Consider the following 15,040-nt stretch of genomic DNA (forward strand, 5'->3'; position numbering starts at 1 on the left):
GATGTCCCCTGCCCCAACGGATTGACACTAATATCCACCGTTCAAAATCTAGGATATTGTGCCAAGCATCTAGTTCTCGTAGTACTCGCTCTGGTAGTACTTGTTGTAGCCGTAGTGGTACTTGCTGTAGCTGGAGTAGCTTTTCTTCGAATCGAAGTCGTTAATCACCAGCGCCATTTTGTTGCCAAGGTTAGCATGCAGCTCCTTGCAGTACTCGACAGTCTCCTTCGGAGAAACGCCCAGACGGGTAACAAACAGCACCAGATCTACCTTGTCAAAAATGATGCGGGCATCGGTAACTATGCCAACAGGAGGCGTATCGATGATGATGCAGTCGAACTGCTCGCGGGCTTCTGCCAGAAACTGCTCCATTCGGGGTGATCCAATAAGCTCCGAAGGGTTTGGTGGAATTGGTCCAGAAACAGCAATCCATAAGTTTGAAATGGATGTGGTCATCAGCGCCTTATCGAAGGTGCCCTGTTCGCTTAGGTAGCCACTCATGCCGTGGTGGTTAGTCTGCTCAAACATCTTCTGAATCTTTGGCTTGCGAAGGTCGAGGCCAATAAGAAGCGTGCGCTTACCTGATAGCGCGTATATTGCCGCTAGGTTGCTAGCGCAAAATGTTTTACCCTCACCGCTAATGAGCGAGGTGGTGAGCAGGGTTATGCTCTTCTTGCCGTGGACAAAGTAGTTGATGTTTGTACGCAATGCACGGAACGATTCCGACAACCTCGATTTTGGACGCTCTATAACCGGAATATCAACCGGTAGCTGCGAGTGGTCGAGGGTGGCGAGCATCGACACATTGGGTAGCTTGCCTGTTAGGTCTTTTATGGAGCGAATCTTGTTGTCGAAGTAATCGCGAAGGATAATTACGATCAGCGGAATGAGCAAGCCGAGGATAAAACCTAGGGCATAGTTCATCTTAGGTTTAGGCTGCTTAAGTTCGGCATTTATGGGAAGGGCCGGATCTACAATCTTGCAATCGGAAATGTTGGACGCCTTTGCAATAGATGCTTCCGACTTCTTCTCGAGTAGGTAGGTGTACATCTTATCGAGTAGGTCGTACATCTTTGTCTTGTTGATGAGCAGCTGTTCGTTAACTGGCAACGAGGAGATATTTGACTCGATCTTATTGATCTGTGAGTCTATATCGTCGTTGGATAGTTTATTGGTGGCTATTAAGCTGTTGACCTTCTCCATCAGCGCCTCCTTGACATTGCGGATCTTTACTTCGAGTTGTTGGAGTGCCGGGTTGCTTTGCTTAACGCTCATTTTCATATTTTCGCGCTCGCTACTCAGCTGCGTTAGGTCGTTAAGCAGATTAACCAGCTGTACATCTGCTATGCCTAGCGTATATGGTGCAACAACGTCAGAATACTTATCTCGCTTATGGAGGTAATTTTTAAGGTAGGCAAAGTAGCGTTGGTTTATTTCAGCAGTTGCCTTGCTGGTTTGCAGATCCTTAAGTTTATCCAGCAGCATGCTCGATTCCTTATCGATATCCAGTATTCGGTTGCTTGTTCTGAAGTTGCGCAGCTGAATCTCAGCACGTTGAAGCGAGTCGCGCATTCCGAACAGCTGGTTATCAATAAAATCAATGGTGTTTTTTGCAATTTGGTTTTTCTCTTCAAGTCCTTGGCGGACATATACCTCAATAAGCTTGTTAAGGTAGTCGGCCTCCTGGTCGGCTGATTGTCCTGTGGTGGAGAGCGAAATAAGCGATGCATTCTTGTCTACAAGGTTTACTGTTACCTTGTTCTTATACTGATTTGCCAAGGTGTTTAAATCGTTTCGGGTAATAACGTAAGTTTTCCCCGAAAGCACCTTTTCGCTATAGCAGGCAGTTGGAAGGATGGTAAAGGCAAAGTTGTCTATAACAACTTTTTGTCCTATTGATTTTGGCTCAGAGAAATCGCCGTTATTAACCTTTGCAATAAAGTTATCGCCATCGGTAAACTCAACAGTAATGTCTAATCCTGTGGGATTCTCGTAGGCTGAATTGAAAACAATGCGAAATGGAATATCTTTATAAACAACATTCTGCTTGAAGGTGCTGCTTCCTACAAGCTTATAGGTGGTGTGAAAACTCTCAAGCTCTTTAATCGTATTGTAGGCAATTGTGTACGATTTAATAATACCGATCTCGTTTTGAATACTTTTGGTATTGTTCACTAAGCTTAGCTCGCTTAGGAGTGCTTCTGCTCCTGTATTTGATTTCGAGTTTTTGTCATCTCTAATCAGGATGGTTGCATCAACTTGGTAAACGTTGTGTGTTGTTCGTGTGGCTATATACGCCAATCCCAAGCAGAATACCAATGATATAACAAACCAGTACCAGTAGCGTAGTACAAGGTTTATATATTTCTTAAAATCAAGCGTTTCTTCGGCCAACAGCTGCTCTATTTCTCTTGAATCCATAGGTCTATTTTACTATATAGTTAAGTAGGAGAATTAAGGTGGAAACGGAACTTAAGAATATAGAGTATGTGGGTATATTCATTTGGGTAGTTTTTCCTTTTCGTGGATCTACAATCACCACATCGCCTGGTTGAAGGTTGTAGCCAGGGTTTGATAGGAGTGATCTGGAGTTTAAATCGATTGGGATGGTGGTGTTTTCGCCCTTTAAGGTACGGACGATGGTTACCTTTTGACGGTCTGCATAGTCGGTCATATCTCCAGCTTGAGCAATAGCTTCCAGTATGGAGAGTCTGTCGTGGTAGTTGGTAATTACGGTAGGTTTCTTTACCTCGCCAATTACGGTAACTCTAAAGCTCATCAACTTAATAACAACAACAGCATCGTTTACGTATTCCAGCGCCTTTTTTTTGACAGATGAGGTAAATTCGTTGAGGGTCTTTCCTTCTGCATCTACCTTACCAATTAGCGGAATCTCTACGTAGCCAGAATCACATACCGAGTAAGTATTTACATAGATGCCTACATCGCTATTAAGCATATTACCCATCATGTTGGAATTGCTGTTGCTAGTGCTAAACAGATTATTAATCTCCTTATTCAGCATGCTGGTAATTTGGATGTAAATTTCATCTTTGGCTGATATCCGATACTCCTCTTGCTGAGCCTTTGCTGGCTTGGCAGCTCCTTGGCTTTGCAGGTAGAGGAGTTGGCTGTGCTTATTGCAAGAACTTGTTACTAACAAGAGCAGCAGTAAGGCAACAAATGTCAATTCTTTACGCATGTGTAAAATGTTTCGGGTGTAAAAATAGCTTTTTATATAATTGATGGAATAGAAAAAAGAGCAGTTGATCGAACAGCTGCTCTTTATTATGTTAAAAACGAAGCAAATTAACTTAATTCAGACCAAGCAAGGGCTGCTGCCCCAAGCACAGCAGCATTTTTATCGTTAAGTTCCGAAAGTAGAACTTTAATCTTGTTCTTATATATAATGCAGGTGCTTTCTTCCATGTAGCGCTTGGTTGGTTCTAGGATAAGTTCTCCAGCTTTTGCTAGGCCTCCAAAAAGGAAGAATGCTTCTGGCGTCGAAAAGGCGGAAAAGTCTGCCAATGCATAGCCAAGGCGTTTGCCTGTTTCGTCGAATGCCTTAAGGGCAATTGCATCTCCTGCTACTGCTGCCTTGTATATCATCTCGGAGGTAAGATCGTTGAAGGAGTAGGAGCGAAGCGTGCTAGGAATATTCTCGTTGGCAAGTAGTTCGAATACAGTTCGCTTGATGCCAGTTGCCGAAACATAGGTTTCTAAGCAGCCTTTACGACCGCAACCACAACTTCTACCACCTCTCTCGATAATAACATGGCCAAGCTCTCCTGCATTACCATCGCAACCGAGTATCATTTGATTGTTAGCAACGACACCACTGCCTAGACCAGTTCCTAAGGTAATAACAATGAAATCTTTCATTCCTTTAGCACCTCCGTAAACCATTTCGCCTACGGCAGCTGCATTGGCGTCGTTGGTGAGAACTACTAGCTTATTGTTACCAAAAAGTTCCTTGATTTTACCAACTACATCAACCTTGCCGCTCCAGCTAAGGTTGACAGCATTTTCGATGCAGCCGTTATAGTAGTTACCGTTAGGGGCTCCAATGCCGATGCCGATAATTTCAATCTGCTCATTCTGCTGCTTTAACGTTTGCATAATGGCATCATGAATTGATTGTGCCCAATCTTCAAAAGAAGGATATGTTTTTGTTGGGATAGAACCCTCGCCGTAGAAGTTTCCATCCTTATCTACTATGCCAAAGGCAGTATTTGTTCCCCCAACATCAATGCCAACAACAACGCTCTTCATAAAGCTTAATAGGTAATAACAGGTTTATTTTAAGTGGCGCCAAGATACAAATTCTTAATATTTATTTTTATGAGACTCTATTCAACAACTTATTTTATGAATAGACGGTAGGGGTTAGGTTGTCCTGTCCTAAACGAAAGTATTGTTAGCGATGGGAATGGATGACTTGGATGGTATAGAATTCCGGAATCGTAGTGGAACGGTGTTTGTCTGCATTCTTTAATTCGTTTGATAAAATCCTTACTTTTGAGGTTCAAAAAAAGTAAATAATGTCAATACTAGTAGAAGGGGTTACCAAACTTTACGGCGAGCAGGTTGCGCTCAACCAGGTATCCTTTAGCATACCATCTAACCAGGTTGTTGGTTTTCTTGGTCCTAACGGAGCTGGGAAATCTACCATGATGAAGATTCTTACGGGTTACATCCCTGCCACATCGGGTAAAGCCTTTGTTGATGGGATTGATGTGCTGCTGAATCCTATAGAAGCAAAGCGTATTATCGGATATCTACCAGAAAATAACCCCTTATACCAAGACTTTTACGTTAAGGAGTACCTAGAGTTTGTGGGAGGTATATATAAGGTAGAAAACCTTAAGGCTCGGATTAAAGAGGTGATCGATATTACGGGTATTGGCTACGAGCAGAATAAGAAAATTGGATCGCTCTCGAAGGGATACAAGCAGCGTGTTGGGCTTGCCCAGGCGCTTATTCACAACCCCAGAGTGCTGATTCTAGATGAACCAACTTCTGGGCTCGATCCTAACCAAATTGTAGAGATACGTTCCCTTATTGAGCAAATTGGTCGCGAGAAAACTGTAATGCTCTCGACGCACATTATGCAGGAGGTTGAGGCTATATGCCAGAATATCATAATTATAGATAAAGGATATATTGTAGCAAATGGTTCAACTAAGGAAATTGCAAGTTTGGCACTCGATTCGAAAATGGTAACTGTGGAATTCGAAAAAGAGCCTAGCAGCGATATTATTGAACAGCTTGCGGGCTTTGGTAAAATTGTACGTCAGGATGGAGCACGGTTTACAATCAATTCTTCTGATAATGTTGACATTAGACCCAAATTGTTTAACTTTGCAGTTGCGAATGGATTGAGCATTGTGCAGCTGCAGGAGCAGGAGGCGCATCTTGAAAATGTATTCCGTTCGCTTACAGGAAAGAAAGACATGTAACAAAAGAAAAAAGCAGAATAAAATGAACGAACAAAGCCAAGTAAAATCAACAAGTAAGGTGCTGATAGGGGTAATCGTTGCCCTTATTATTGCTGTTGTGATTTTGGGGATTATGTACATGAACCAAACGAACCAATCGGCGAGCACCCAAGCTCAGCTTACTCAGGAAAAGGATTCTATTGAAGCTAACCTTACCAAAATGGTGGGCGAGTATAGTAACCTAAAAACAAGCAATGACACCATTAACACACAGCTTCTTGGAGAGCGTGCAAAGGTTGAAGGCTTGCTTAGAGAGATGCGACACGTTAAATCTGTTAACTACGAGCAAATTAAGCAATATCAAAGTGAGTTAGGTACACTTCGAGCAGTAATGCGCAGCTACATTACCCAAATAGACTCGCTAAATACCCTAAACCATGCGCTTATTGCTGAGAATATCGACGTAAAGAAGAACTACTCTAGCGAGAAGGTAAAGAACCAGCAGCTTACAGAGCAAAATACCTCACTTAACACTCAGGTAGCAAAGGGTTCTATCATAAAGGCACGTGGAACTAAAGCACAACCAATTAATGCACGCGGAAAGGAAATGACTCGTGCTAGCCGTGTTGAGAAAATAAAGGTATGCTTCACTCTTGTAGAAAATAGCATCGCAAAGGCTGGTATAAAGGTTGCCTACCTTCGTATTACGAGTCCAGAGGGATTCCTGCTTGCCCAAAGTCAGGGAGATGTATTTAATGCGGGTGGCGAAAACCTTGTTTATTCTGCAAAGCGTGAGGTTGACTATCAAAATCAGGATGTTGACATGTGTATCTTCTACGATACTCGTGGTGAGCTTAAGCCTGGAACCTATTCTGCAGCGGTGTTCTTAGATGGCAGTCAGGTAGGCTCTACACAGTTTATTCTCAAGTAGCAATCGAATTAATATTGATGAAAGAGGCTGTCATTGACAGCCTCTTTTTTTTGGTATCAGTTTTTTTGGGAAATATGTTGTCTAACATCGCTGAAAAGTACGAGTAATGAAAATTTATTTATATTTGTCCGCTTTTTATCTTTTTAAAAGGCTGGAAATATGACTGTTATTTAAATAACAAAACGTTTAACTAAAACCTTTTTGATGGAAACATCATTTATAAAAGAGTTTGAACGCACGATAAAGGAAAATTGGGAACGGAAGGCATTAACGGACTATAAGGGTGATACGTACCACTACAAAGATGTAGCTCGCAGGATAGAGAAGATACACCTTATCTTCGAACGTTGCGGAGTGGAAAAGGGAGATAAGATAGCCCTTGTTGGTAAGAATTCATCGAACTGGGCTATAACTTTTATAGCTTCGGTAACCTATGGTGCGGTAATTGTTCCCATCCTTCACGAGTTCAAGGTTGACAACATCCATCATATCATAAACCATTCTGAGGCAAAGGTGGTTTTTGCTGGAGAATCCTACATCGAACAGCTTGACGAAAAGAAGATGCCGCAGCTTAACTCGATTGTTAATCTTGCGGACTTTACCATTACCTTCGATGCCTTTAATAATGAGATTGAGCATCTGACCCATAAGGTAAATGCTCTTTACGAGGAGAAGTTCCCTAATGGGCTACAGCCATCGGATATCTGTTACGAGGCAGAGAAAAGCGTCGAAGATCTTTGTCTTTTAAACTATACCTCGGGTACAACCGGATACTCTAAAGGGGTAATGTTACCCTACCGTAGTCTGATGGCGAACTATCGCTTTGCCCAGGATGTTCTGAATATCGAAAGGGGTGAGAAGGTGGTTTCGCTGCTACCTTTGGCGCACGCTTACGGTGCTGCATTCGAGTTTATCTACGAATTCCTAGAGGGGGTAGAAATAGTCTTCCTCACAAAGAATCTCTCACCAAAGATTATCCTCGATGCTTTTGGCGATGTAAAGCCCCGTATCATTCTTTTGGTTCCGCTTATTCTCGAAAAGATCTACAAGAAGGAGATCCTTCCGAAGATTTCGACTCCTGCCATGAAGGTGATGCTCTCGATTCCTGGTATCCGTAATATCATCTATAATAAGATAAACGATAAGATTACCTCGCTATTTGGAGGGAACTTCATTGAGGTAATTATTGGGGGTGCTGCGCTGAACCCCGAGGTGGATGCATTCCTTAAGAAGATAGGGTTTCGCTATACCGTTGGTTACGGCATGACCGAGTGTGGACCCATTATCGCCTATGCCCCTTACGATGATACCCGGGTGGGATCGTGTGGTAAGATTGTAAAGAGGCTTCAGCTTAAGGTTAACTCTAGCGATCCTTACAACGAGGCGGGAGAGATACTGGTTAAGGGCGAGAATGTGATGCTCGGCTACTATAAGAATGAGGATGCTACCTCTGCCGTTCTTGATGAAACTGGTTGGATGCATACCGGAGATCTTGGCGTAATCGATAGAGAAGGCTTTATCTACATAAAGGGGCGTAGCAAGAACATGATTCTTGGTCCTTCGGGGCAGAATATCTACCCAGAAGAGATAGAGAACAAGCTCAACAACCTGCCTTTTGTTAGCGAGTCGCTGGTTGTGGAGAATAACTCGCGCCTTGTGGCGCTTGTATTCCCAGATGTTGATGCGGCAAAGAGTTCGGGAATAAAGGAGGATGAGCTGCATAGCCATTTCGAGAGAACACGGCACGAGCTTAATCGGCAGCTCCCTGCCTTCTGTCAGCTTTCGGCATTAAAGCTCCGTGAAGAAGAGTTTGAGAAAACGCCGAAGAAGAGCATTAAGCGCTTCCTCTACCAAACCGAAGCATAACGAATAGCCTCCACGTTGTTGGGGGCTTTCTTTTTGATCTCCGCTATGAGATCTATCATGTGAGATATTGGAATTACGAATGCTGGTGGATTTGCAATACCGCTCAATAATTCATGAGGGTGTTTACTTGGAAAATCTAATATCTTGCGTTTAATATCTAAAAAATAACTCTGCTGTCATGCTCGATTTTAAGGTTAAGGTATTCTACTCTGCTGCAACGTCGCTTAGCTTTACACGAGCGGCTCACGACAACCTCATTTCGCAGCCTGCGGTAAGCAAGGCTATCCGGCAGTTGGAGCAGCAGCTGGGGCATTCGCTTTTCGAGCGTACTGGTAGCAAGCTGGTGCTAACTCCTGCTGGGATTCTCTTTAAGGAGCATGTGGAGAAGGCTATCGTAGAGGAGAAGCAGCTGCTCTTTGATTTGGGGATGCTTACCAACCAGCATAAGGGTTCGTTTACGCTTGGGGCTTCTACCACCATTTCGCAGTACATCATCCCCAAAATACTGCTGCAGTTTAGCAACAACTACCCGCAGCTGGAGGTTAAGCTTCTTAGCGGCAACACCAGCGATATCGAACAGGCGGCCCTTGGCAAGAGTATCGACCTGGGGATTGTAGAGGGGCTTAGCCATCGTAGCGGATTGCGCTATGTTCCCTTTAGGGAGGATCGGTTAAGGGTGGTTTGCCATCGTTCGAACCCGCTTTACTCGCGCGGGAGCATCAGCCTTGAGCTGCTGAAGGCACAGCCGCTCATTCTTCGGGAGAATGGCTCGGGAACGCTTGAGGTTATTGAGCATTCGTTGCGGGATTGTGGTTTGCGGATTAGCGATCTGAACGTTAAGCTTTACCTCGGTAGCACCGAGAGCATCAAGAATGCCCTCGAAGCGGGAACTTGCATTGCCATCCTATCGGAAGAAACCATTAAGAGCGAGGTACGTGAAGGCTCTTTTAAAATGCTTCAGCTCGCGGAGGTGGAGTTTCCCAGAACGCTTAACTTTATTCTTCCCCACGGTGCATCGGCTGGCATTGCGGAGTCGTTTATTCAGTTTGCGCTGCTTAAGCAATAGCTTTTAGCTATCCCATATAGCTACTTTTGAGTTTCCTGTGGGCTTTTGTTGGGGTTTCTTTGCGGCAAACAAACGAATTACCGCATGCTTAAGCAGACTCCGCATCTTTTCTACTCAATGCTCGCATTGGTAGCCATTCTATGCCTCTTCGACCTTATTAATGCTCCTGTTGCCCTTTTATTGGGCGTTGTAGTAGCCCAACTATGGAGTAGTCCAATGCCTAAAGCGACATCGAAGCTATCCAAGTATATTCTACAGTACTCTATTGTGGGACTTGGATTTGGGATCAACCTGGTACATGCCGCAAAGGCGGGAACAACAGGGTTGGCCGTTACGGCATTGAGCATTACGCTAACCCTGCTTGTAGGTATGGTTATTGGCCGTAGGTTAGGTATCGGAAGGAATATCTCTTTGCTGATATCCTCGGGTACCGCCATCTGTGGAGGAAGTGCCATTGCCGCTGTTGCTCCAGTAGTTGGCGCAAAGGATGATGAAACCTCGGTTTCGCTGGCCACCATCTTTCTGCTTAATGCGATAGCGCTGCTGATTTTCCCCTTTATTGGTAGATTGCTAGATATGAGTCAGCTGCAGTTTGGCTTTTGGTCGGCTATTGCGATACACGACACCAGCTCGGTGGTGGGTGCTGCTAGCGTTTTTGGGAGCGATGCGCTGAATATAGCCACCACCATTAAGCTGGAGCGTAGCTTATGGATTGTTCCTGTTTCGCTGCTCTTTTCGTACCTCTACGGTGGAGGAGGGAAGAGGGCCAGCGTTCCTCTCTTTATCATACTTTTTGTGGTATCGATGGTTGTTGGAACCTATCTGCCCATTCCGCATGGCCTGCTGTTGGGCGTAACCTCCGTTGCCCGACGAACGCTTAACGTTGCGCTATTCCTTATTGGGATGGGGCTATCCTTTAAGGCCATCCGTAGCGTAGGGGTTAGGCCCATTGTGTTGGGTGTTACAATTTGGCTTATTGTTGGGGTGGTATCGCTATACGGCATACGTGTTTTCCTCTAGGCAATCCTTTTAGCACTAATTGTACCGTCCATACGAGCTACTACGGCGGCAGCGGCGTTTACTCTATACGGTGCGCATTTGGCGCCGCTACCCATTAAACCCATCGTTTAGCGCCTGCCTGCTGATCCTTGCTTCGGTCATTAACCTCTTAATCGTGCATAGGATATGAATAACAACGGATCATTTGCAGCGCTTCTATTCGTATTGGTAGCTGCTGCGGGGCTCGGTTTGGCGTTTGCCGTTGACGGCAGCCTCTCCTCGCCTTTGAGTATCATCATTCTTATTGGGTTTTCGGTTCTGGCGGTCGTGGTAGCTTCGGCGACCAAGGTGGCCGACCAGTGGAACCGGGCTGTGGTGCTGCGCCTGGGCAAGTTTCATCAGCTTCAGGGGCCAGGACTCTTCTTTATCGTTCCCATTATCGATAGCATTCCGTACTGGATAGACATCCGGGTGATCAGCACGTCCTTTAACGCCGAGAAGACGCTTACCAAGGATACCGTGCCGGTGGATGTTGATGCAGTTCTATTCTGGAAGGTCATCGATCCGAAGAAGGCGGCCATGGATGTGGCCGATTACCGAAGCGCCATCAGCTGGGCCTCGCAAACGGCCCTTCGCGATGTGATTGGCAAGACGATGCTGGCCGAGATGCTGGAGGGGCGCGATAAGATCAGCACGCTGCTCCAGTGCATCATCGACGAGCGAACGGAGCCTTGGGGGATCAACGTGATATCGGTGGAGGTGAAGGATGTGCTGATCCCCGAGGGATTGGAAGCCGCCATGTCCATGCAGGCGCAGGCCGAGCGCGAGCGCCAGGCGAGGGTTATCCTTGGCGATTCGGAGCGTCAGATTGCCGAAAAGTTCGAGGAGGCCTCCAAAACCTACGCCAATAACCCCACGGCGTTCCACCTCCGCGCCATGAACATGCTCTACGAGGGGCTGAAAACCAATTCTACCATTGTAATCGTGCCCAGCACGGCCATCGAGAGCATGGGGCTAGGCATCACTGCCGGCTTCAACAACCTCCCGAAGAATCCGCTAAGCAACGGCTAAGGCCGTAGGCGAGTCCGCGCAAGGCTGCATCAGCATCTTCGCCTGTGCAGCCTTAGGAAGCGGCTTCCGAAGGCGGGGTAACGATTTTCTGGCATCAGGGCCAGCAGCAATAGAAGCGGTATTGCAGAAGAGTGATGACTTCTGTGATTTCGCTTTTAGTCCAAATCCTTTACTACAAAGAGACACATGCAATGTGTCTCTACCCCTGCTACGCTGATTAGGGCTGGTAGAGATGCGATGCTCGCGTCTCAGAACAAGTTTGGGGAGGGATTATATTCCAATGCTTGCACACAAAACCTACAATCAGCGCTGGGGTTATCTTTAAAGAGATATCTCAGGGAGCAGCTGCTGGTATGCTCATCCGTATTCACCCCAAACCCCCTAAAGGAGGCTACGGCGCAGCCCGTATCGTAACCAGAAGCTGAATAGGAGTTCGAGATTTACCATGATGGTTGATCAGCATAAAGTCCCCTTTAGGGGATTTAGGGGTGAAAGCAGCGAATTGAAATTCTAAAAAAACTAAATCCCTGGGGAATGACTCTTCCCCGCATCCCCTTCAAAAGTAAGCTATAGCCGTACAACCTGCCGTAATTACCGCTAACTTGCGGGCAATTACCTATAGGAGTGTAGGTTTGTTAACCATTTTAGATGTAAGAAAATCAGCAGGCGATGGCAGTACTACCGATAGTTGCCTATGGCAGCAGCATTTTAAAGAAACCGTGCACCGAGATCTCTTCCGACTCGGCCGAGCTGCAGCAGCTCATCGACGACATGTGGCAAACGATGTACGCAGCGCACGGGCAGGGACTGGCCGCCCCACAGGTGGGCAGGGCTATCCGGCTATTTACCGTTGATAACGCCCAGGTGTATAGAAGTATGGACGAAAGCGAACGGCGCGGCTACTTCGACGGCGACCAGGGGGTAAAGGAGACCTTTATTAATGCCACCATCCTATCGCAGTCGGAGCAAATCTGGAAGGACGAGGAGGGATGCCTGAGCGTTCCCAACCTATCGGGGGATGTAGCAAGGCCCTGGAGAATCGAGATAGCGTACTACGATAGGAGCTTCCAGCAGCATCGGAAGACTTTTAGCGGTGTTACTGCCCGCGTCATCCAGCACGAGTATGACCATACCCAGGGCGTGGTTTACGTCGACCGCCTTTCGGCTCTATCGCGGCGGTTGCTGGGCGGTAAGCTGCGCCGCATCATAAAGGGGATGGTAAAGACGAGCTACCCGCTAACCTACATTCGATAGCCGCCCAGCTGCTTGTGCGGGTGGCTTATCCCTGTAGCGCACTGTAGCGAATGCTGCCGAAGCCGACCATAGGCTATAGCGTTCTGCAAGGCCTTCTTGCCCAATGGGTTTTGCCAGCAGCGGTACGCCCTATCGGGCATCGGCGGCAGGATGCCCGCGCTTCCTTCTCATGTAAGGGCGATTAGCTAAGCTGTATGCCTTATTCCTTTGAGGCATGCGGCTATTTTTTTGTGGTGCTGCACTCCTTTGGAGGGCTTTCCTATAGCCGCCTTCACCAATTTATCGGCTAAATACGGTGATAATTCACCGAGAATTACCATTTACTTTTTCGGCTATTTATTCCTTAATTAAGGCAATAGCTATGCCCATATATCAGCATTATTTGTAACACTAAATCACATACTGTGAAATGAGATAGCAAAAAATAGCATAAAAAGTGGCTGTAAAAGTTGAATAATAATAAAACATATTTTACTTAATTGTAAGTAACAGAAGCATAATATTGTAAATAGTTATGCTGCTTTTTGACCTTGTACATGCAACTGTTTACGTATTATAAAATGTGGAGCATATCTAATCCAAAATGCTCTATATTGTATTCAATATGTTCCATCTTTAATCCAATATGCTTTATCTTTAATTCAATATGTTCCATCTTTGATTCAATATGCTTCATCTTTAATACAAGATGGAGCATCTTTAATACAAAATGCCCAATCTTTAACCCTAAATGCTGCATGTCGAACATTATATAGCTAAAATTAATTTAAATGTGAGACATTTTGAGATCAAAATGCGGCATCGTTGAGGCAAAAAAGTTCATCTTTAATACAAAATGCTCCATCTTGGGTTCAAAATAGGATAGAGCTTATTCAATTTACTCCATAATTAGCTGCATTTATTTTGGAATTAGTAGCGGCTATTTCATCGTTAATAGCAAGCGTTACGCTGCAGGATGGAGGTGCTGCGCGCTGCCTTACGGGCGAAGGGTGCTTGAGCTGTAGCAGCTGCGCTTGGGGTAGGGGAGATGCAGGTTAGGCCATATACAAAACATTAATTATAAAAGAAAGATAAAAAAGTAGAAATATTTGTATATTTATAGGCGATGATGTAGGCATGTGTTTTAAGCATTTAACTTCTAATCGAGTTATATGAATAAAATTGAGCTTGTTATTAGCCACAGCACGGTTAAGGATAACGACTTAATACCGTTTACCGAGAACGTGCTGCAGAACCTGACCGGAAATTCGCTTTTTACCTTAACCAAAGAGCGGATTGATGGCGTTCGGACATGTTTGGTTGACTACCAAGCTAAGTTGGCGAGGAGCAAGGATGGGTCGAAGCAGGATACCCTGCTGAAGAACGCCTCGAAGGGCATCCTAACCTCTCTTCTCGACGATTTGGCGCTTGACTTATGCATACAGGCCAGTGGCGACCGCGATAAGCTGGCAACTTCTGGTTTTAAGCTCGTTAAAGAGCCTGAACGTAAGAGCAAGCAACCCTCTAGGCCCGTAGGCTTTAAGGTGGAGCACGGTACATGCGAAGGTGAGCTCATCTTTTCGGTGGCTGCCAGCAAGGATGTATCGGTATACATCTTCTACTTTACGCCTTCGCCTGCGCAGCACTCCGATGCTACCATGTGGCGTTCGGCCGTGTCTACTACACGTAAGATTACTGTTACTGGGTTTACCCATGGTATTGAATATGAGTGCCGATGCGCCTACCAAGGTAGCGATCATAAGCCCATATTTGGCGATACCATCCGAATCCTTGCCCTTTAGGGCATTGTAGCTACTCTTTGGCGGCTTACATCATCGTAAAGGCGGATACCTTTAGGTATCCGCTTCTTTTTGCGGTAATGGTCTGCCATATGGGAGGCTGGCTTGGAATTTTAGGTTTGATTCAAATCCTTTATTACCCCGAGACACATGCAATGCATCTCTACTCCTGCGGCGCTGATTCAGTCTGGTAGAAACGCGCTGCTTGCGTCTTGGAACAAATTTAGGAAGGGATTTTACTCAAATGTTTGCTAACAATACCTACATTCAACGCTGGTTAAATCTTAAGAGCGAAATATTAGGGAGCAGCTGGTATGCTCATCCGTATTCACCTTAAACTCCTAAAGGAGGCTGCGTTGTAGTCCGTATCGTGACCAGAAGCCGAATAGGAGTTCGAGATTTACCATGATGGTTGAGCAGCGCAAAGTTCCCTTTAGGGGATTTAGGGGGGGTGTGCAGCGCATCGAATATCCTAAAGGCAATCCCCCTATGGTTCTAACCCATACACCTTGGGTAGAATCCCGAAGGGATGGCATCGTTACAAAAGAAATAGGGTAGGAGGAGCTGGCCGCATGGGCTAACATAGGCGAAAGGCGCTATGGTCCCCTCGGCCTGCTGCCATTAAGTTAAGGGAAAA

At 45.6% G+C, this 15,040-nt stretch carries 11 protein-coding genes; 8 read left to right on the forward strand and 3 right to left on the reverse strand.

What is annotated here, in order from left to right; translation table 11 throughout:
• Positions 1-69: 69 nt before the first annotated feature.
• The 3 genes from ACHZA1_RS08900 to ACHZA1_RS08910 all read right to left on the reverse strand — a co-directional run bounded on the left by ACHZA1_RS08900 (position 70) and on the right by ACHZA1_RS08910 (position 4,272).
• A complete protein-coding gene (locus tag ACHZA1_RS08900) occupies positions 70-2,421 on the reverse strand; it encodes a polysaccharide biosynthesis tyrosine autokinase (RefSeq protein WP_320051528.1) in 2,352 nt (783 codons plus the stop codon).
• 4 nt (positions 2,422-2,425) lie between these two features.
• A complete protein-coding gene (locus ACHZA1_RS08905; RefSeq protein ID WP_320051529.1) occupies positions 2,426-3,202 on the reverse strand; it encodes a polysaccharide biosynthesis/export family protein in 777 nt (258 codons plus the stop codon).
• 107 nt (positions 3,203-3,309) lie between these two features.
• On the reverse strand, positions 3,310-4,272 hold the full coding sequence (locus tag ACHZA1_RS08910) for an ROK family protein (RefSeq protein WP_320051530.1): 963 nt from the start codon (positions 4,270-4,272) through the stop codon (positions 3,310-3,312).
• 269 nt (positions 4,273-4,541) lie between these two features.
• On the opposite strand from ACHZA1_RS08910, the gene gldA reads away from it, so the two are divergent.
• The 8 genes from gldA to ACHZA1_RS08950 all read left to right on the forward strand — a co-directional run bounded on the left by gldA (position 4,542) and on the right by ACHZA1_RS08950 (position 14,406).
• Complete coding sequence (gene gldA / locus ACHZA1_RS08915) at positions 4,542-5,459, forward strand: gliding motility-associated ABC transporter ATP-binding subunit GldA (RefSeq protein ID WP_320051531.1); 918 nt, start codon at positions 4,542-4,544, stop codon at positions 5,457-5,459.
• Between the two features lie 22 nt (positions 5,460-5,481).
• On the forward strand, positions 5,482-6,369 hold the full coding sequence (locus ACHZA1_RS08920; protein WP_320051532.1) for a hypothetical protein: 888 nt from the start codon (positions 5,482-5,484) through the stop codon (positions 6,367-6,369).
• Positions 6,370-6,573: 204 nt separating this feature from the next.
• Positions 6,574-8,235, forward strand: a complete 1,662-nt coding sequence (locus ACHZA1_RS08925; RefSeq protein WP_320051533.1) for an AMP-binding protein — start codon at positions 6,574-6,576, stop codon at positions 8,233-8,235.
• Between the two features lie 178 nt (positions 8,236-8,413).
• Positions 8,414-9,301, forward strand: coding sequence for a LysR family transcriptional regulator (locus tag ACHZA1_RS08930; protein ID WP_320051534.1), 888 nt, complete (start codon positions 8,414-8,416; stop codon positions 9,299-9,301).
• 84 nt (positions 9,302-9,385) lie between these two features.
• A complete protein-coding gene (locus tag ACHZA1_RS08935) occupies positions 9,386-10,321 on the forward strand; it encodes a putative sulfate exporter family transporter (RefSeq protein ID WP_320051535.1) in 936 nt (311 codons plus the stop codon).
• Between the two features lie 165 nt (positions 10,322-10,486).
• On the forward strand, positions 10,487-11,371 hold the full coding sequence (locus ACHZA1_RS08940; RefSeq protein WP_320051536.1) for an SPFH domain-containing protein: 885 nt from the start codon (positions 10,487-10,489) through the stop codon (positions 11,369-11,371).
• Between the two features lie 669 nt (positions 11,372-12,040).
• Entirely contained in the window at positions 12,041-12,625 is a 585-nt protein-coding gene (def, locus tag ACHZA1_RS08945; protein WP_320051537.1) for a peptide deformylase, read from the forward strand.
• Between the two features lie 1,151 nt (positions 12,626-13,776).
• Positions 13,777-14,406, forward strand: a complete 630-nt coding sequence (locus tag ACHZA1_RS08950; RefSeq protein WP_320051538.1) for a hypothetical protein — start codon at positions 13,777-13,779, stop codon at positions 14,404-14,406.
• Positions 14,407-15,040 lie beyond the last annotated feature (634 nt).

Origin of the sequence: uncultured Acetobacteroides sp. (assembly GCF_963667355.2) — a bacterium.
In the GTDB taxonomy this organism is placed as follows: Bacteria; Bacteroidota; Bacteroidia; order Bacteroidales; family ZOR0009; genus Acetobacteroides.